Source organism: Mesorhizobium sp. B2-4-19, assembly GCF_006441315.1.
Classification (GTDB): Bacteria; Pseudomonadota; Alphaproteobacteria; order Rhizobiales; family Rhizobiaceae; genus Mesorhizobium.
The window spans coordinates 128,765-147,092 of sequence record NZ_VFUV01000012.1 but is presented as its reverse complement, the minus strand read 5'-3'; the positions used below and the strand labels follow the sequence as shown (position 1 = coordinate 147,092).

The 18,328-nt window shown below is 65.0% G+C and carries 16 protein-coding genes; 5 read left to right on the top strand and 11 right to left on the bottom strand.

Annotated elements, in window-relative coordinates:
- Positions 1 to 71 precede the first annotated feature (71 nt).
- The 9 genes from FJ546_RS20605 to FJ546_RS20565 form a co-directional block, all read right to left on the bottom strand.
- The gene (locus tag FJ546_RS20605) at positions 72 to 1,097 is read right to left on the bottom strand and encodes a 2-dehydropantoate 2-reductase (protein ID WP_140890999.1); all 1,026 of its coding nucleotides are present in this window, start codon (positions 1,095 to 1,097) and stop codon (positions 72 to 74) included.
- Complete coding sequence (locus FJ546_RS20600) at positions 1,094 to 2,491, bottom strand: acyl--CoA ligase (RefSeq protein WP_348641989.1); 1,398 nt, start codon at positions 2,489 to 2,491, stop codon at positions 1,094 to 1,096. Before FJ546_RS20600 ends, FJ546_RS20605 begins: the two co-directional genes overlap by 4 nt.
- A gap of 154 nt (positions 2,492 to 2,645) precedes the next feature.
- Positions 2,646 to 4,424, bottom strand: a complete 1,779-nt coding sequence (locus FJ546_RS20595) for a gamma-glutamyltransferase (RefSeq protein ID WP_140890998.1) — start codon at positions 4,422 to 4,424, stop codon at positions 2,646 to 2,648.
- Between the two features lie 9 nt (positions 4,425 to 4,433).
- Entirely contained in the window at positions 4,434 to 5,207 is a 774-nt protein-coding gene (locus FJ546_RS20590) for an SDR family oxidoreductase (protein WP_181168017.1), read from the bottom strand.
- A 13-nt stretch (positions 5,208 to 5,220) separates the two neighbouring features.
- Complete coding sequence (locus FJ546_RS20585) at positions 5,221 to 6,231, bottom strand: transketolase C-terminal domain-containing protein (RefSeq protein WP_140890996.1); 1,011 nt, start codon at positions 6,229 to 6,231, stop codon at positions 5,221 to 5,223.
- Positions 6,231 to 7,190 (bottom strand): thiamine pyrophosphate-dependent dehydrogenase E1 component subunit alpha, encoded by a 960-nt coding sequence (locus FJ546_RS20580; protein ID WP_181168016.1) that lies wholly within the window; start codon positions 7,188 to 7,190, stop codon positions 6,231 to 6,233. The genes FJ546_RS20585 and FJ546_RS20580 overlap by 1 nt, the downstream gene beginning before the upstream one ends.
- Before the next feature lie 40 nt (positions 7,191 to 7,230).
- Positions 7,231 to 7,665, bottom strand: coding sequence for a VOC family protein (locus tag FJ546_RS20575; protein WP_140890994.1), 435 nt, complete (start codon positions 7,663 to 7,665; stop codon positions 7,231 to 7,233).
- A 9-nt stretch (positions 7,666 to 7,674) separates the two neighbouring features.
- Positions 7,675 to 8,694: a GTP-binding protein gene (locus FJ546_RS20570; protein ID WP_140890993.1), complete on the bottom strand. Its 1,020-nt coding sequence runs from the start codon at positions 8,692 to 8,694 to the stop codon at positions 7,675 to 7,677.
- Positions 8,691 to 10,070: an amidohydrolase gene (locus FJ546_RS20565; RefSeq protein ID WP_281405656.1), complete on the bottom strand. Its 1,380-nt coding sequence runs from the start codon at positions 10,068 to 10,070 to the stop codon at positions 8,691 to 8,693. Before FJ546_RS20565 ends, FJ546_RS20570 begins: the two co-directional genes overlap by 4 nt.
- 101 nt (positions 10,071 to 10,171) lie before the next feature.
- On the opposite strand from FJ546_RS20565, the gene FJ546_RS20560 reads away from it, so the two are divergent.
- From FJ546_RS20560 to FJ546_RS20545, 4 genes are all read left to right on the top strand, one after another.
- On the top strand, positions 10,172 to 10,852 hold the full coding sequence (locus FJ546_RS20560; protein WP_181168014.1) for a GntR family transcriptional regulator: 681 nt from the start codon (positions 10,172 to 10,174) through the stop codon (positions 10,850 to 10,852).
- 80 nt (positions 10,853 to 10,932) lie between these two features.
- The gene (locus FJ546_RS20555) at positions 10,933 to 11,760 is read left to right on the top strand and encodes an ABC transporter substrate-binding protein (RefSeq protein WP_181168013.1); all 828 of its coding nucleotides are present in this window, start codon (positions 10,933 to 10,935) and stop codon (positions 11,758 to 11,760) included.
- Between the two features lie 65 nt (positions 11,761 to 11,825).
- Positions 11,826 to 12,602, top strand: coding sequence for an amino acid ABC transporter permease (locus FJ546_RS20550; RefSeq protein ID WP_140890989.1), 777 nt, complete (start codon positions 11,826 to 11,828; stop codon positions 12,600 to 12,602).
- Positions 12,603 to 12,605: 3 nt separating this feature from the next.
- Positions 12,606 to 13,379 (top strand): amino acid ABC transporter ATP-binding protein, encoded by a 774-nt coding sequence (locus FJ546_RS20545; RefSeq protein ID WP_140890988.1) that lies wholly within the window; start codon positions 12,606 to 12,608, stop codon positions 13,377 to 13,379.
- Between the two features lie 239 nt (positions 13,380 to 13,618).
- Here the strand turns inward: FJ546_RS20545 and ade are convergent, their stop codons facing one another.
- Positions 13,619 to 15,418 carry an adenine deaminase gene (gene ade / locus FJ546_RS20540; RefSeq protein WP_140890987.1) on the bottom strand — a complete coding sequence of 600 codons (1,800 nt, stop codon included), beginning with the start codon at positions 15,416 to 15,418 and terminating at the stop codon, positions 13,619 to 13,621.
- Entirely contained in the window at positions 15,415 to 16,389 is a 975-nt protein-coding gene (locus FJ546_RS20535; RefSeq protein WP_140890986.1) for a LysR family transcriptional regulator, read from the bottom strand. The genes ade and FJ546_RS20535 overlap by 4 nt, the downstream gene beginning before the upstream one ends.
- 159 nt (positions 16,390 to 16,548) lie before the next feature.
- Between FJ546_RS20535 and FJ546_RS20530 the strand changes: the two genes are divergently transcribed.
- The gene (locus FJ546_RS20530) at positions 16,549 to 18,318 is read left to right on the top strand and encodes an adenine deaminase (RefSeq protein WP_140890985.1); all 1,770 of its coding nucleotides are present in this window, start codon (positions 16,549 to 16,551) and stop codon (positions 18,316 to 18,318) included.
- Positions 18,319 to 18,328: the final 10 nt, after the last annotated feature.

The window sequence follows — 18,328 nt, the reverse complement described above, 5'->3', positions numbered from 1 at the left end:
TCATGAGACGAGGGCAGCGAACTGACCCACGCCAAAGTTGGGCGCCTTCGTATATTGGCTTCAGCCGGTTTTCAGCTGGCTGCGCGAATAGCGTTTTCGATATTTTGCTTACGTGAGTAGAGGCCCAGAACCTGGCCTTGCAGGCGAAGCAGCGCGGCAACGATGTCGAGGGTCGGCGTCGCGATGGCGAGGCGGCGGGCGAGTTCCTGCACCGACGACACCAGAGGATCGATCTCCGTTGGCCTCCCCAATTCCACGTCGTGACGGGTCGAGGGCTTATGGCCGACAATATCGGTACCACCCTGGATGCGTTGTTCGATAGTGACGCCGAAACGCGCGCCGATCGCCTCGCCGATGGCCTTGCATTCCACCATGATGTCATGGATCAGGCCTCGGCACGCCGGATCGGCGCCAATCACATCCAGGCTGGCCCCGGTCAGCGCCGACACCGGGTTGAACGAGGAATTGCCCCACAGCTTGATCCAGATCTCGTCGCGCAGCCTGGCCTTGCGCGGCGCCCTCAGCCCGCCCGCTATCAACAGCTCCGACAACAGCCTCAGACGCTCTGTGTCCGATCCGTTCGGCTCGCCCAGCGTGAAGCGGTCGCCCTTGGAATGGTGGATGACACCGGGCTCGGGAACGTCGCAGGCCGGATAGACCACGCAGCCGATGGCGCGCTCCGGCCCCAACCCCTTCCACTGCGCCCCGCCCGGATCGATGCTCTCCAGCCAGGTCTCGTCGAGCGCCGTGCCGGTGTTGGCGCCATGAAAGTACCACCACGGCAGGCCGTTGACAGCCGGCACCACGGCGGTGTCCTTGCCCAGCAGCGGCGCGAACTGGCCGACAACCGGCGGCACCGCATGCGCCTTCATGCCGACGATGACAAAGTCCTGCTCGCCGAGATCGCGCGGATCGCTGCTCGCTCGGACGCGCCACACCGTCTCCTCGCCATCCTTGATCAGCTTCAACCCGTTGGCCTGGATGGCCGCCAGGTGCGACCCGCGCGCCACGATCGACACGTCGGCGCCCGCTCTGGCCAGCGAGGCCGCCAGATAGCCGCCGATAGCGCCAGCCCCAAAAACGCAAACCCTGGTCATCTTTCAGGCCTCGCCCAAGTTGAGCAGCTTGGCCAGCCCGATGCGCTGCACCTTGCCCGTCGCCCCTTCGGCACCTCGTCCAGGATGACAATCCTGCGCGGCACCTTGTAGGCGGCGAGCGTGCCGCCGGCGAAGTCCTGCAACTCGCTCGCCCCCTCGACCAGCACCACCGCAGCCGCCACCTCCTCGCCGAGCGCCTTATGCGGCATGGCGAAGGTCACCGCCTGGCGCACCGCCGGATGCTCCAGCAGCACGTCGTCCACCTCCAGCGGCGACACCTTCTCGCCGCCACGGTTGATGATCTCCTTGATGCGGCCGGTGATCTTCAGGTAGCCGTCCTGGTCGAGAAAACCCTGGTCGCCGGTGCGGAACCAGCCATTGGTGAAGCTGGCCGTGTTGGCGGCTGCATTGTTCTCGTAGCCGGCGGTGACGTTGGCGCCCTTGATGCACACCTCGCCCTCGACGCCAACGCCGAGCTCAGTGCCTTCGCCATCCAGGATGCGGATCTCCGGGCCGGCCGCCTTGCCGACATGGCCGGGCTTCTGCTCGCCTGGCGGCAGCGGGTTCGACGCCATCTGGTGCGCCGCTTCCGTCATGCCGTAGGCCTCGATCACCGGGCAGCGGAAGGTCTCCTGCAACTGCTTGAACACGACCGGCGGCAGCGAGGCCGAGGACGAGCGCACGAAGCGCAGCGCCATGGTCTCCACCGCTTGCGGGTTGCGCTCAGCGCGCTGCAGGATCGCCTGGTGCATGGTCGGCACCGCCGAATACCAGCTCGGCTTCTCCTCTTCCGCCCAGCCGAAGAAGCGCAGCGCGTTGAAGCCGGGCGTGCAGCACACGGAGGCTCCGGCCGTCATCGAGGCCAGCACCACCGCCATCAGCCCGTGGATGTGGAACAGCGGCATGATGTTGAGGCAATGATCATCCTGCGTCAGTCTGAGCGTGCCGGCGATGTTGTTGGCCGAGGCATGGACGTTGGCCTGCGACAGCGGCACCACCTTGGGTCGCGAGGTGGTGCCGGAAGTGTGCAGCACCAGCGCCTCGTGCTGCGGTCCGGGCGGCACACAACCGGCCTCCTCGTCCCACAGGCTGAAGGCTCCGGCGGGCGCGTCCTCGGCGATCCTGACCTCGGTGAACGGGATGCCGAGGCGGGCGGCGGCAGTGCGCACCGGATTGTCGGAGCCCGGCTCGACCAGCACCAGCTTCGGCCTCAGGTCGGACAAGTAGAACTCGTACTCGGCCTCTCTGTAGGCCGGATTGAGCGGGGCGGCCGACAGGCCGGACGCCACCGCCAGGAACGACGAGGCCATCTCCGGCCCGTTCGGCAGCACGATCGCCACGCGGTCGCCCGCGCCGATGTCGCGCGCCGCGAGCTGCCGGTGAATGCTTCCCACGAACGCCCGGAGTTCCCCATAGCTCAGCCCGGGACGGCCGGGCGCACTCAGCGCAAGAGATGCATCCGGCGCACTGCGTAGGAGAGTGAGGACTGTGTTCTTCACGTCGGTGTTTCCCATTGGCTTGGCGGTCTCGCTGGCGATTGGCGCACGACTATCGGCTGATGGCGTAATGGCTGCGCCGTGGGTCGGCGCCCGAGCCCAGCACACGTCCGTCGGATGAAGGCGGCGCCAGGTCGAGCGACACGGCGACACCGCTGGCGTCGAACTCATAGTCCGGCCAAGGGTGGATCCGATGGCCCCGCGCCGCCAGCTTCGCGCGCGTGTTCTCGCTGATGCGGGATTCGACGCTGAGGCGACCGACATCGTGGAAATGTGGGAAGAAGGAATCCGGGAAAGCAAGGCAGGTGATGCGTGGCGCCTCCACCGCCTGCTGCGGCGACATGTTGCGATCGACGATGTTGAGAAAGGTCTGCAATATGCCCTGCGGGATGACGTCGCCGCCGCTCGATGACAGTGCCATGACCCTCTGCTCGACCTCGCCGAGGCTGAGCGCCAGCGCCGGCGATGGCGTCAGCCGTGGTCGCCGGCCCGGCCCTAATGCCGCCGGATGCCCGGCGTCCAGCCTCGACTGCACGCCGCGCGGTGATACCATGATGCCGAGGCCCGGCACGATCGGGTTGCCGTCGATCGTGTCGCTGGCCGAGCAGCTGAAGGCATTGCCCTTGGCGTCGATGACTGTGAAATTTGTGGTGTCGCGGCGCTTGCCCCACCTGAGACCACCTGGCGCAGGCAGGTCCATCGTCGGCAGGTCGGGCAGCGCCTCGCTGGGGTTCACTAGCGCGCGCAACCGGGCGACATGCTCGTCCGACAGTAGCTCCTCGATCGTCGTCGCGGCGAAGTTCGGATCGCCATAGAACTTCTCGCGGTCGGAGAAGGCGAGTTTCATCGCCTCGGTCAGCAAATGAAGATAATCGTCCTCACGGCCGGCGAGCGCCGCCGCGTCGAAACCGGCGAGTACCGACAGCGTCTGCAGGATGACGGGCGCCTGGCTATAGGTTCCGCCCGTGAACATGCGCCAGCCGCGATAGTCGTAGCTCTTCGCCGGCGCGACCTCGTTGCGAAAACCGGCAAGGTCATCCAGCGTCATCCAGCCGCCATTGCCGCTCACCCAGGCCACGATGCGTTCGGCAACCTCGCCCGCGTAGAAAGCCTTGCGCACGGCTTCTAGCGCCTGCTCGCGGTTCGCGCCCTGTTCGGCGGCGGTGAGCCGCTCCAGAAGCAGCGCCAAGTCCGTCTGCTTTAGGCGATCCCCCTCGCGCGGCGCCTTGCCCTGCGGCCAGTAGGTGGCGCGGGAACTCTCCCAGTTCCGGAACGTCGCGCCCATGAGCTCGTATGCCAGCGCTGTGCGCCGGTCGAGCACGAAACCCTCCCGGGCGTAGCGGATGGCCGGTGCCGCTGCATCGGCGAACGACCAAGTGCCGAAGCGCGACAGCGCCGACAGCCATGCATCGGCCGCCGCCGGCACGATAGAGCATGGCGCGCCGAGCGGCATGTCGCCCCCGTACCGCTCCAGATAAGCTTCGAGCGTAACGCTGCCGCTCCAGGTGCCGACGCCGCTGATCGACCAGACCTGATCGGAGCCGGCCTGCCGCACGAGGATCGGCGCCACGCCGCCGAGATTGCACATGTCGGCCTGGATGACGTTGCTGGCGAGGCCCGCCGCGACGCCGGCATCGATCGCCGTCCCGCCGCGATCAAGCACGTCGGCGGCAATCATCGCCACCAGTGGATGGCCGGCAACCACGGAATAGTGCTCGCCGACAAGGGTCGGACGCATGGATTCCGGGGGCGGAAAGATGTTGGGCACCGGCGAGGTGTTGTTGCGCATGCCGCCCGCTGCGTCATCGGCGGGTCTTTCTGTGGTCGCCATCGTTTCCCCCTACGCGCTCAACATGGCGCCGGCATCGATGCGCACCGTTGTCCCGGTGATCGCCGCGCTGGCGGGCGAGGCAAGGTGCAGGCAGAGCGCCGCCACCTCTGCCGGCGTCACCAGACGCCGGGCGGCGCCGCTGTGGGCCATGCCGCGCCAAATCTCGCCGGCATCGGCGCCGGTGCGCTCGGCAATGCGATGCGCGACTTCCCTGAGCATGGGGCTGTCGACGTTGCCGGGGCACACGGCATTGACCCTGATGCGCTCGCCCGCAAGTTCCGCAGCCATACTTTCGACGAAGCCGATCAACCCGAACTTACTGGCACAGTAGATGGAAGCTCCCGCCTCTCCGCGCAGGCCAGCGGTTGAAGACAAGAACACCAAGGCTCCGCCGCGCGCGCTCATGCGTCGCGCAAACGCCGCGCCGATGTGGAAGGCGCCATCGAGATTGACCGCCATCACCTTGCGATAGGCGCTCCAGTCTATGTCGACGACATTGCCGTCCGCATTAAGACCGGCGGCGTAGACAACGCTGTCGGCCTTGCCGACAAGCCCGGCCAGCGCTTCTGCCGACGCCGGATCGGTAACATCGCAAGCGGCGGCGCGGTGCGCGCCGAGGAGGCCTGTCAAGGCGCCAGCCGCGGCCTGCTCGTGAAGATCGACGGACCAGACCGTGGCGCCCGCTTCGGCAAAGGCGCGCACGCAGGCAGCGCCGATGGCGCCCCCACCGCCGATGACGACGGCGACATGACCCTCGGGCAGGATGTTCGATGTCGTATTCATGCCAACCTCGCCGTCACGATGCCGCCGCCATTTCGCGCAGCACGCGCGCGATCGAGGCCGGCCCCGGCACCAGCGCCTTCTCGAGCGAAAGCGCGGCGGGGATCGGAACGTCGGGCACGGCATGGCGGCGGATCTGGCGCAGCGCCGTCGGCCCGAGCTTTTCCAGCACGCGCACGACCACTTCGGCCGACAGGCCGAAGGAGAGATAATCCTCGTCGACGACCAGCAGCCGGCCCGTCCTGGCAGCCGACGCCGCGACCGTCTCCGTGTCGAGCGGAACGATGGAACGCAGGTCGATCACCTCGGCCGCGATGCCCTCGGCGGCAACCTCCGCGGCCGCCTCCATGGCGTATTCGACGCCGGCGCTGAGTGTAACGAGGGTGATGTCGCCGCCCTTGCGCACAACTTGGGCCTTGCCGATCGGCGTCACGAACGTATCCTCCGGCACCTCGGAGCCGGTCAGGAAATCCTTGGCCTTCTTCAGGAGCAGACTTTTGTGTTCGATGAACACCACCGGATTGTCGGAACGGATGGCGGCGGCCATCAGGCCCTTGTGGTCGCGCACCGAAGCCGGCGCCACGACATGCATGCCGGGCAGGTGCGCGAAGGTTCCCCACAGGCACTGGGAATGCTGCGCGGCCGAACCGATGTTGCCGCCGGCGGTCTTGATCACCATCGGCATCTTCACCCGCCCGCCGGACATGTAGGGGATCTTGGCCATAGCGTTGTAGATTTGCTCCAGGCAGACGCCCATGAAGTCGACGAACATGATCTCGACCACCGGCCGCAGCCCGGCCATCGCCATGCCGACGCCCATGCCGGTGAACGACATCTCCGAGATCGGTGTGTCGCGCACGCGCATCGGCCCGAAGCGCTCGAGGAGATCGCGGCTCGAGCCGAAGACGCCGCCCGAGCGGCCGACATCTTCGCCCAGCAGCACGACGCTTTTGTCGCGCGCCATTTCCTGCATCAGGCTCTCGGCAACGGCCTGCGAGGCGTTGATGTTGCGTATACTGGCCGTCATCACATCACCTCGGCAAAGACATAATCCATCGCGCCTGCCGGGTCGGGCATGGCGTCGGCGCGCACATCCGCCAGCATCGCTGCCATCTCCTCCTTCGCCTTGGCGCCGATCGCGTCGAGCTCGGCCTCGGTCGTGGCGCCGCGCTCCAACAGCGCCCGCCGGTAGCGCAGGATCGGATCCATCTCGACGCGCATACGCTGCTTTTCGGCGCGCTCGCGGTAATTGTCGTGATCGCCCTCGTAGTGGCCCCTGAAACGATAACAGGTCGCCTCCAGCAGTGCCGGCCCGCCGCCCTTGCGCGTGTGCCTGGCGATCTCGGCGAAGGCCAGCGTCACCGTCTCGACATCCGTCCCGTCGACGCGCCGGCCGGTGATGCCGTAGGCACTGGCGCGCTCGGCGATGGTCGGCGTCGCCGTCACGTCGCGGAAACGCACGGAGATCGCGTATTCATTGTTTTCGACCAGGCATACCAACGGCAGGGTCCAGGCGGCCGCCATGTTGAGGCATTCGTGGAAGGTGCCGTGGTTGGTGGCGCCGTCCCCGCAGATGCCGACAGCTATATGGGGCAGTCCCATCATCTTGAATTTGTAGGCATAGCCGAGCGCCACCGGCAGAGACGCGCCGACAATGCCTGTGGCCGAGAAGTGATGCTCCGGGTCGAAGGGGTGCATATGGCCGCCCCGCCCCCGGCACAGCCCCGTCTCCTTTTCGAAGATCTCCGCCATCAGGGCTCGTGGCGGCACGGCCTTGGCAAGCGCGTGAAAATGATTGCGATGCGTGCTCACGACCGCGTCGTTTGGTGTCAGCGACTGCGCCAGCGCCACGCCGATCGCCTCCTGGCCGATGCCCGTGTGCAGTTCGCCATGGATCTCGAAGGTCTGCACGCCTTCGAGACAGGCCTCGTCGAAGGCGCGCATGCGCGTCATGGTCCGGAAGAGTGAGATCGGGTTCAGCTTCATGAATCCTGCTCCGATGTTCTGACGTCTTGGCCGGCTATGCTCAGCCTGCGTCCTGATTGAATTCGAGCAGCTCGAGGAAGGAGCCGCCGGGCTCGCGGCAATAGGCGGACCGTCCCTCGGGGAACACTGTGACCGCGCCGATCGGAACAGCGCCGAGCACCGCAACTTCGCGGAGCGCCTCTTCGACATTCTCGACCGTCAGACCGACATGGCCGGAGCCGGCCGACAGCGGCCGCGCCAGCGCCGGCGCGCCGGAATGCAGGAACTGGATCAACTCCAGGCGCGGGCCGTCGGCCAGCGAAAGCTGAGCCAGATGGCACGACAACCGCTCCATCCCCATCATGCTCTGGATCTCGCGCGCCATCTCGCGCTCCTCGAAGATGAGCTGGTACCCGAACGCGCGGCGATAGAAATCGATCGAAAGATCGAAATCCGCGACGGCCAGCGAGATATGGTCGAGCCCTTTCAGTTTCATCGAAAACTCCTAGGCCGCGGGCGTGCCGCAAGGCGTCCCGGCATCCGCGACAAGATGGCGAAGATCCGCGCGGATCGCATCGCCCGCCTCAGCCGGAAAAATGGCGACGATGGCGCGCGGAGCCGTTGGCGTAATCGCCGCCAGGAAACGCGGCAGAGCCACCATGTGACGCACGGCGTGGATGGCGACCGGCCGCGGATCGTCGGTAACGTCGATGATGCCCTTCAGCCGCGCCAGGTTTTCACCATGCCGGCTGGCCATCGCCTCCAGGCTCGCGAGCAGGCGCGAAAGGTCGATCCTGCCCGGCACGTCCAGCGCCAGCGATGCGAAGGCGGAAGAATGGCCCCCCAGCGGCAAGGGCGAAACGCAGCGGGCGCGGAAAGCCGGCAGCGGCGCGAAGAGCTGGGCGACAAGCGCATCGCCCGTGGCGGCCGGTTCGATACCGGCCACGCCGAGTGCGTCCAGAGCGCGGCGGGCACCTGCCTCGCCAGCCTCGCCGGCAATGTCCAGCTTGGTCATCAGCACCCGGTCAGCAAGGGCCAGCTGCGCCTGCGCCACCGCATGCTGGAACGACCCATCTGTCGGCGCGCAATCAAACGTGGCCACGAGCGCCGCCAGCCGATAGCGCGACAGGCGCAACGGATCCGCAAGAAAGGCCTGCAGCAGCGGCGCGGGATCAGCAAGGCCGCTGGTCTCGACGACGACGCGGCGAAATGGCGTCAACCCGCCGGCCGCCACCGCTTGGTCCAGCGAACGCAGCGCGCGTGCCATATCGCCCTGAGCCTGGCAGCACAGGCAGCCGCCCGGCAGCACGACTATGCTTTCGTCCACCTTCTCAACCAGCAGATGATCGAGGCCGATCTCACCGAACTCGTTGATGATGACCGCCGTGTCGGCCGCCTGCGGCAGAGCGAGCAGCCGGCGCACCAGCGTGGTCTTGCCGCTGCCGAGGAAGCCCGTCAGCACCGTGACCGGAACCGTCTCCTCGCGCATCAGGCGCAGGCTCTTCGGGTCGGGCAGCGCGTTCATTCCACCCAGCTCGCATTCCAGAAGCTTTCGGGGCGATGGCGCATCGTCTTCAGCGCCGCGAACGCCGGCTCGCCAAGAACCTTGCCGTTGACCCGGCCCGCCAGTTCCGCCTTGGCCGTCTCGACCGCCAACGGGTCGGCCAACAGCCGCACCGTGGCGATCGCCAGAGCTTCCGACGCCATCAACGGACCGGGGTGGCTGGCGGCATGGCCCGAAAGGGCCGTGAGCGCCCAGTTGTGCAGCGGCACTTCCTCTGGAAACGCCCAGTTGACGCGACCGAGTGGGATGCGCCAGCTCGCTTCGCCATCGTCCTGCCCGTAGGGGTCAAGGCCTTGGGTGTGGAGCTTTATGCCCTCGTCCAGTGTGAAGCCGCCATCGGGCCGGCACGCTTTCGCCAGTGCCTGCATGAAAACACGCCCCTCCTCCGTCCACCGCGGCGGCCCTACCAATTCCAGCGCCGAATGCAGCGCGCGCGCCAGAGTGTCGTTCGGCAGATAGCCGCGCGTGCCGGAGATGAACTGATGGCGGAAGGCGACGCCCGTCATCTCGGCTGCCTGTTCGGCCACGCCGACCGCGAAGTCGAACACCGCCTTGGTACGCTCAAAATCGGCATGACGGGCAGTGAACCACAGCCGCGCCTCGTCTGGCGTGACGTTGGGGATATGGCCGGCGACGCGCAGCACATGCTCGAGCGAGACGTCGGGGAAATGATGGGCGCGCAGCCGCTCGAGCGACTGCACTGCGAGCTCGGCCGCATCCAGCGCATTACGACGGCGCGTGCCGCCGCCATGACCGGACTCGCCGAGGAAAATGATCTCGCCGTTCATCACCGACTGACAGGGGCGTGAGATGGCGCCGTTCTGATAGTCTCCATGCGAAGTCAGGATCGCGTCGATGCCTTCGAAGGCACCGAGGCCGAGCATCGCCACCTTGCCCCAGACGATCTCCTCCGATGGCGTGCCGAGCACAACGATACGTCCCGCAAGGCCAGCTTCCCGCGCGGCGAGAGCGGCGGCGATGGCCGCGCCGCAATTGGCCGGACCGATCAGATTGTGACCGCAGGCATGCCCTGCCGCCTTGCCGGTGGGACTGCGATGGGCGACCGCCGCATTGTCGGTGCCGGGTAGCGCATCATACTCGGCCAGAAGTGCGATCACCGGGCCGCCTTCGCCGGCCTCGGCGCGGAAGGCGGTGGGCAGGCCGCAGACGCGGCGCTGGACCGCGAAACCGTGCTGCTCCAGCCAGTCGCACAACGCTCCGCTGGCGGTAAACTCCATGTTCCCAAGTTCCGGGACGGACCACAAGTTATTGAATTTGCTAACGATATTCGCTCGCAGTGGTTCCCAGTGCCGCCGTGTGGCTTCGACCAATTTCATTTCTGTTTTCTGTAAACTGTTGACAGTCTTCAGGTGATTGTGGTTCATTTCCCTTGCGCTGTCAAACGCCATTCACGGGCTCGCGCGATGGAGAAAACGACTTGGAGCAGGGTTTTCATACCGTCCCGACGCTCACCCTGGTGACCCAGGTAAGGGAGCAGATTCAGCGCGCCATCACCAATGGCGAGCTGCTGCCGAACCAGCGCCTCGTCGAGGGCGAAATCGCTCAGAAACTGGGTGTGAGCCGCGGCCCCGTGCGCGAAGCCGCCCGGTTGCTGGAGCAGAGCGGGCTGCTCATCTCGCTGCCTCGGCGCGGTTTCTTCGTGCGTCAGTTCGAGGCACGCGAGATCGAGGACCTTTACGAGCTGCGTGAATGGATCGAGGCGGCGGCGGTGGAATCGGCTGTCAAGCGCGCCACCTCCGAGCAGCATCAGTCACTGCGCGCCACGCACAAGAACCTGATCGCCCGCGCCCAGTCGGGGCAGCAGTCCGAATTGATAGAGGCCATCATCGAGTTCCACCGCTCGATCTGCGCGCTTTCCGGCAACGCGCGGCTATTGCGCCTGTTTGACGAGATGACGGTCGAGGTGCGTCAGATCCTCTCGGTGCTGGGAGTCAACCTGGATGAGACGGGTTACCCCGTCGAGGCGCAGGAATCGCTTCTCGACGCGATCGAGTCCCGCGACGGACGCCGTGCCGGCAAAGAGATCAGGACCCTCGTTGCCCAGGCGGGCAAGGAGGTCATGCACAATTACCGACGCCGCCAGGCGGCCGCCGGCTGAACAGGCCGAGCGACATGCCAGGCATCACGAAACCAGCAATACCGACCGCCAAAGAGCGGCGGCCATGGGAGGATGGGAAAATGTGGTCTATCGGAAGAATTGACAGGTTGTGGAGCTACGTCGCCGGTCTTGCCTTGGGCCTGATGATGACGGTGGGCGCGCAGGCCGCGCCCAAGGCACCGGAGAACATCGTCAAGGCAGGCAAGATCGTGTTCTGCACCGAACTCGCTTACGCGCCGTGGGAGATGGTCAATCCCGACACGCAGGCGCCGGAGGGCTTCGACATCGATATCGCGGCAGCACTCGCCAAGACCATAGGCGTCAAGTCGGAACACAAGAACATCGCCTTCGACGGCCTGATCCCGGCCCTGCAGGCCGGCCAGTGCGACGCCATCATCTCGGGCCTGGCCGACAAGCCCGAGCGGCGCGAGGTGGTCGACTTCGTCGACTACGCCGTCTCCGGCAACGCGCTGATCGTCCGCGCCAAGGACGAGGCCACCTTCAAGACCCTGGAGGATGTCTCCGGTCGCAAGGTTTCGGTCGCGGTCGGCTCGGCGCTCGAGAGCGAACTGAAGAAGGCCAACGAGACGCTCAAGGCCGCCGGCAAGCCGGAGATCAACATCCTGTCCCTGCAGAGCGGCACCGACGCCTTCCAGCAGCTCACCGCAGGGTTGGCCGACGTCTATCTCGGCTCGACCGACCAGGCGGGCTATTTCAACAAGCAGAAGCCGGGCCTGCTGAAGCTCGCCAGCCCCCAGCTCTTTTCGCTGACTATCGGTGTCGCAACGTTGAAGAAGGACAAGGAGCTCCACGACGCCTTCGAGGCGGGGCTCAAGGAGATGAAGGACTCGGGTGAATACAAGAGGGTTCTCGATGCCTGGGGCTTCGAGGCCATGGGTATCCAGTAACACCCGCCAACTCCGGCCGGCGACCCTGGCGTCGCCGGCCGGCTTTTTTGAATCGAGTGCCTGCCATGACCGGCGACGTAAACATCGATAGCGCCTTCTTCCTGAAGTACCTGTTCAATCCGCCGGCGATCATGTGGCGCGGCCTGTGGCTGACGATCTGGATTTCGGTCATCGCCCAGGCGCTTGGCGTAGCGGTCGGGCTGATGATCGCGCTCTGCATGCGTTCGAAACACGCATGGCTGCGCTGGTTTGGGAAGTTCTACGTCTGGATCTGGCGGGGCACGCCGATGCTGGTGCAACTGGTGTTGATCTACACCGGCGTCGCCGCCGCCGGCTTCTATAGATATCCCGACATCCAGATAGGACCTTTCACTTTTACCGGGCCGCTGCAGGCCGCGTTGATCGCGCTATCGCTCAACGAGGCTGCCTATATGGCCGAGATCTTCCGCGCCGCGCTTGCCTCCATCGACAAGGGCCAGTTCGACGCCGTGCGAGCGCTCGGCATGCGGCCTTACACGGCCATGCGCTGGATCATCCTGCCGCAGGCCGCGCGTATCGTCATTCCGCCGCTAGGCAATGAGTTCACGCTGATGATCAAAGGCACGTCGCTGCTCGCTGTCATCGGTATCCGAGAGCTCTTCGGGACCATCCAGCAATTGAACGCTGCCACCTTCCGCACCTTCGAGCTCTTCGTCATCGCCGCGATCTGGTATCTGGTGCTGACGACGATCATGGGCTTCGTTCAGAAGCGGCTGGAGGCTCATTACGGCCGCCATGACTTGCCAACCATTGCAGAGATTAGGCCGTCTGGCTTGCGCAACCTTTTGTCGGGACAACGCTGAGCCATGACGACAGGCGCGAAACCCCTCGTCTCCTTGCTGGACGTGCGCAAATTCTTCGGCAACTGGGAAGTGCTGCGCGGCGTCTCTTTCGAAGTCCATCGCGGCGAGGTCGTGTGCCTGATCGGACCCTCGGGCTCGGGCAAGACCACGTTGGTACGCTGCATCAATCATCTGGAAAAAATCAATTCCGGCCGCATCCTCGTCGACGGCGAACTGATCGGCTATCGTGAGCGCGGTGGCCGGCTGATTGAGGATTCAGAGAAGCGCATCGCCGCACGGCGGCAGAAAATCGGCATGGTCTTCCAGCGTTTTAACCTCTTTCCCCATTTGACCGCATTGGAAAACATAACGGTTGCTCCGGTGCGCGTGCAGGGACGCGAACCGGCCCAGGTGGACAGCGAGGCGCTAGACCTGCTCGCCAGGGTCAAGCTTGCCGACAAAGCGCACAACTACCCTTCACAGCTGTCGGGCGGCCAGCAACAGCGCGTCGCTATTGCTCGCGCCCTCGCCATGAAACCCGCTGTCATGCTGTTCGACGAGCCTACCAGCGCCCTCGACCCAGAAACGGTGGGAGAGGTGCTCGACGTGATGAAGGCGTTGGCCGAATCCGGAACCACGATGATCGTGGTCACACACGAGATGGGTTTCGCCCGCGAGGTAGCTGATCGCGTCGTGATGATGGATCAGGGCGCGGTGGTCGAGATCGGAGCGGCAAGCCAGATTTTCACCGCGCCTGTTGAGGAGCGCACTCGAATGTTCCTCAAGGCATTGCGCTAATCACCCAATATTCCTTCATACCTTGACCGCCTGGTCGAGATGATTGCGCCTCGACGTCCACCACCGCTGCCTGACGGTGCGCCTCGCCTGACTAGCGGGCACGCAGACATTGGCGATCGAGCTGATTGTCGCTGCATCGCTCGGTACCGTAGCCTGCGGCAGGCCCCGCGAAGCCAAGACCGCGTGACATAAGCTGCGCGCCCATAGCTCGCAGGTCGGGAGCGGTGCGTCGCCAGCCGTCACGTGGTCGTGGTGACCAACACTTCGGTCGCCTGGAACTTCAGGACATCGATCAGCCCGATGTCGGAGATGCGCAATTCCGGGATGACGACAAGCGCCAGCAGGGAGTGCTGCATGTAGGCGTTGTTGAGGTCGCATCCGCAGGCCAGCATCGCCGCGATCAGGCCATTGGCTTTTTCGGCCACGATCTCGGCGCGCTGGTCGGACATCAATCCGGCGATCGGCAACCTGACCAGCGCAAGTTCGTGTCCTTCGCTGAACAGCACGACGCCTCCGCCGACCTCGCCCAGCCGGTTCGCCGCCAGCGCCATATCGCCCTTGTCGGTGCCCACCACGGTCATATGATGACTGTCATGGGCGACGGTGCTGGCGATGGCGCAGGGTTTGTCGTAGCCGAAGCCGGAAACGAAGGCGTTGACGACCTTGCCCGTGCCGCGATGCCGTTCCACCAACGCGATCTGGCACACGTCGCCGGCCCGGTCCATCTGGACGATTCCTTTCGAGACGCCGAGCGAAGCTTGCAGCGCACGGGTCGGTGCCTGGTTCTCGAGAACGCCGATGACCCGCGCCGTGACCTGGTTCGCGCCCTCGGGCGCCACGATGTCGAAGTCGGCCGCTGAAAGCTTCCTGCCCAGGCGAACCGTGTTCCTGGCCGATGCCGGATAGTCATAGGGCGTGATGTCGGCGATGAGCTTGCCGTTGCTCGACATCACCCGGCCGCGCGCGATGACGGTTTCGACAGGGAGTTCCGTGAGATCCGAGGTCAAGACGAGGTCGGCGCGCCGCCCTGGCGTTATCGAGCCCAGTTCACGCTCCATGTTGAAATGCTGAGCGGTATTCAGGGTCGCCATCTGAATCGCGGTGATCGGCTTCAGTCCCTGTGCGATGGCATGGCGCACGACACGATTCATATGGCCGTCATTGACCAGTGTGCCGGAATGGCTGTCGTCGGTGCACAGCACGAAATTGCGCGAGTCGAGGCCGAGCTCGGTCACCGCCTTGATCTGCGCCGCGACGTCGTACCAGGCGGAGCCGAGCCGCAACATGGCGCGCATGCCCTGGCGCACCCGCGCAAGGCAGTCGGCCAGGCTGGTGCCTTCGTGATCGTCGGACGGACCGGCGGCGACATAGGCGTGGAAGGGCAGGCCGAGATCCTTCGAGGCATAGTGTCCGCCCACCGTCTTGCCTGCTGCCTGGGTGGCGCCGATCTCGGCCAGCATGTCGCCATTTCCAGCGACAACCCCCGGAAAGTTCATCATCTCGCCGAGGCCGACGATGTTGGGCCACGCCATCGCTTCGCGCACGTCGGCGGGACCTAGACTGGCACCCGCATTCTCGAGGCCGGGCGCGCTCGGCACGCAGCTCGGCATTTGCACGAACACGTTGATCGGCAGTCCGGCCGCCTCGTCGTGCATCAGCTTGACGCCCGGCATCCCGAGCACGTTGGCGATCTCATGCGGGTCGATGAACATCGAGGTGGTGCCGTGCGGGATGACCGCGCGCGCGAACTCGGTGACGGTCACCATGCCGCTCTCGACATGCATATGCGCGTCGCAAAGGCCAGGCAGCGCGTAGCGGCCCTCGCCGTCGATAAGCCGCGTCGCGGGACCGACGGCATGGTCGGCATTCGGGCCGACGAAGGCGAAGCGGCCGGCAGCAATCGCAATATCCGTTCGGGGGATGATCTCGCCCGAATGGACATTCACCCAGCGCACGTTGTGGATCACCATGTCGGCCGGCGTGCGCCCCATGGCGACATCCACCAGCCGCGGCGCACATTCGAACCAGCTCTTGATCATCTGTTGTTTTCTCCTCCGGAGCGCGCGCCCGCAAAGGGGCGCACGACCTCGACGCAATATCTCGGCGAACTGTAAGCGGCGCGCTGGCGGTAATAGTCCAGGCAAAAATCCAGGAAGGCGGCGAACTTGCGCGACACATAACGGCGTCGCATGTAGAGAAGGTTGATCGGAACCAGTGGCGAACGCCATTGCGGCAGTACCGGCACCAGATCGCCGTTCATGCACTCGATCTCGGTGAAGAAGGCTGGCAGATAGACGATGCCCTCGCCAGCCACGGCGAAGTATTTCAGCATCCAATAGTCGTTTGCCATGCACTGCGCGGTGGGCGTGAAGTCGACCGTTTCGCCGCCGCGCTCGAGATGCCAGGATTGCACGCCGCTCGGCCGGCGGAAGGCGACAGCCCCGTGGCCCGCCAGGTCCGCGGGCGCCGACGGTTCCCCGAATTGCTCGATGTAGCGCGGGCTGGCGTAGAGGCAGAACGACGCTTCTCCGAGCTTGCGCGCGACATAATCCGAATTCGCCGGCTCGCCCCAATGGAATATGCCGTCAAAGGGCTGGTGCTTCTCCGGTGCCAGGAAATAGCCGAGCGAAAGGAAGATCACGTCGACATGCACCTGCGGATACTGTTGGCGGAAGGCGAACAGCAGTTCCGAGGTGAAGGAAGTGCCGAACTCGCCGGTCGAGCCGATCGTCAGTGTGCCGGCGATATCGTGACCCGCCTCTGCGATCGCTGCCTTGGCTCCTTCGCAGCTTTCTTTGATGCGTTGCGCATGGTCAAGGAATTCGGCCCCGGCATCGCTCAGATGCAGTTCCCGGCCGTCGCGCACAAAGAGTGCGACACCAAGCGAATCCTCCAACGCGCGCACTTTATGGCTGAGGCTGGACTTGGGCAGCCCATACAGTTTCGCGGCATGCGAAAGCGACTGGGCCTCCGCCACCTTGATGAAATAGTCGATCGCTTCAAAATCCATCGATCGTCCAAGAACTTGAACGGTGCGTTCAGAAATGGCCCGAAACTGCCGTTTGCGTGGACGACCCTAATACGACAGGATCAGAGCGCGCAAGGTGGGATTTTCGGCGCAGACAAGCTTGGTCTCGAGCCGGGCGAGACGACACGAGCGGAGATGAAGTTGTCCGACATACGCGAATTCATCCGCGCCGGCCGCGCCGAGCATAAATCGACTCTCATCGTCACCGGCGGCACGCTGGTCAACGTCGCCTCGGGTGAGATCTATCCGGCCGACGTGGCCATCTACAAGGATCGCATCGTCGCTGTCGGAGACGTCTCGGAATATCGCGGCCCCGAGACCGAGATGATCGACGCTACCGGTCATTTCCTCTGCCCTGGCTTGATCGACGGCCACCTCCACGTTGAATGCTCCAAGATGTCGGTCACCAGCTTCGCCAAGGCGGTGGTGCCGCTCGGCACCACTTCGATCGTGTCCGGGCTGGACCAGATCCTTGTGGTGTCCGGCCTGGAAGGCGCCCGCGAATTCCTCGACGAGGCCAAGGGAACCCCTCTCAAGATCTTCTGGGGCGCGCCATGCAAGACGCCTTATACGCTGCCGCGCTCCAACGTCGGCTATTATTTCGGACCGGACGATCACCGCGCCACCCATTCCTGGCCCGAATGCGTCGGCATATGGGAGACGGTGCGCGAATTCGTCGACACGATGGATGAGGACGTCCTGCAGGCGGTCGAGATCGCCGAAAAGAGCCGTCTGCCGATCCTCGGCTGCTCGCCGATGTGTCGCGGCAACCGGTTGAACAGCTACCTGCAGGCCGGAGTACGCTCCGACCACGAGAGCTACACGGCGGACGAGATGCTGGAGAAGCTGCGCAAGGGCATGCATGTCGTCATTCGCGAATCCTCCATCTCCCATTTTCTCGAAGAGAACATGCGCATCGTCACGGAGATGGGAATCGCCGCGACGAGCCGGATCAGCTTCTGCACCGATGACGTGGTCGCCTCGGATATCCTGGCCCGCGGCCACCTCGACAACATGATCCGCATGGCGGTCGCAATGGGAGTTCCGCCGCTCACCGCCATCCAGATGGCGACCATCAACGGCGCCGAGGCGCTGCGCATCGGCCAGAAAGTCGGCTCGATCTCGCCAGGGCTCGCCGCCGATATCCTGCTGGTCAAGGATATCGCGGATTTCCGTGTCTCGGCCGTGATTGCGAAGGGAAAGCTCGCCGCTCGCGACGGCAAACTCGTGGACGATCTTGCGCCGCCTGCCCGCAGCGCGCTTGTCACCGAAACATTCAAGGTGGCGCCCGTTTCGCGGGAAGACCTTTTGGTGCGCGCGTCCGGAGCAGGCGACAAGGCAGCGGTGATGACGATCGCCGTTACGCCCGAGAAGATTTTCGTGCGCACGCGCCGCGATGTCCTGCTGCCCGTCCGCGACGGCCATATAGAGGCAGATCCATCACAGGACGTGCAGTATCTCACCGTCGTCGAGCGCTACGGCCGCACGTCCAACCGGCCGGTCGCGTTCGCTTCCGGCTTCGGACTGCGCTCCGGCGCACTCGCCACTTCGACGGCGCCCGATGACAACAACATCGTTTGCGTGGGCACCAATCCCGACGACATGTCGCTGGCGATCAACCACATCATCGAGAACAATGGCGGCCAGGCGGTGGCGGACGGCGGTCGGATCGTGTCGTTCCTGCCGCTGCCGATCGGCGGCATCGTCTCGGACGTCGACCCTTCGGAGATGGCGAACAAAGAGCGGGAACTCGACGACGCTGCGCGCGCGCTCGGCTGTGAGCTTCCATGGCCTTTCATGTACATGTTCGTGCTGCAGATCACCGCGATTCCCGATTTCGCGATAACCGATCTCGGCCTGATCGATTGCATAAACCTGACGGTGGTCGATCCGTTGAGCCAAGCTTCATAACGGGAACGCT

Bases quoted from the DNA above. Each gene is read 5' to 3' on its own strand.
- FJ546_RS20605 (WP_140890999.1), bottom strand. From the start codon at position 1,097: ATGACCAGGGTTTGCGTTTTTGGGGCTGGCGCTATCGGCGGCTATCTG.
- FJ546_RS20595 (WP_140890998.1), bottom strand. From the start codon at position 4,424: ATGGCGACCACAGAAAGACCCGCCGATGACGCAGCGGGCGGCATGCGC.
- FJ546_RS20590 (WP_181168017.1), bottom strand. From the start codon at position 5,207: ATGAATACGACATCGAACATCCTGCCCGAGGGTCATGTCGCCGTCGTC.
- FJ546_RS20585 (WP_140890996.1), bottom strand. From the start codon at position 6,231: ATGACGGCCAGTATACGCAACATCAACGCCTCGCAGGCCGTTGCCGAG.
- FJ546_RS20580 (WP_181168016.1), bottom strand. From the start codon at position 7,190: ATGAAGCTGAACCCGATCTCACTCTTCCGGACCATGACGCGCATGCGC.
- FJ546_RS20575 (WP_140890994.1), bottom strand. From the start codon at position 7,665: ATGAAACTGAAAGGGCTCGACCATATCTCGCTGGCCGTCGCGGATTTC.
- FJ546_RS20570 (WP_140890993.1), bottom strand. From the start codon at position 8,694: ATGAACGCGCTGCCCGACCCGAAGAGCCTGCGCCTGATGCGCGAGGAG.
- FJ546_RS20565 (WP_281405656.1), bottom strand. From the start codon at position 10,070: ATGAAATTGGTCGAAGCCACACGGCGGCACTGGGAACCACTGCGAGCG.
- FJ546_RS20555 (WP_181168013.1), top strand. From the start codon at position 10,933: ATGTGGTCTATCGGAAGAATTGACAGGTTGTGGAGCTACGTCGCCGGT.
- FJ546_RS20550 (WP_140890989.1), top strand. From the start codon at position 11,826: ATGACCGGCGACGTAAACATCGATAGCGCCTTCTTCCTGAAGTACCTG.
- FJ546_RS20545 (WP_140890988.1), top strand. From the start codon at position 12,606: ATGACGACAGGCGCGAAACCCCTCGTCTCCTTGCTGGACGTGCGCAAA.
- ade (WP_140890987.1), bottom strand. From the start codon at position 15,418: ATGATCAAGAGCTGGTTCGAATGTGCGCCGCGGCTGGTGGATGTCGCC.
- FJ546_RS20535 (WP_140890986.1), bottom strand. From the start codon at position 16,389: ATGGATTTTGAAGCGATCGACTATTTCATCAAGGTGGCGGAGGCCCAG.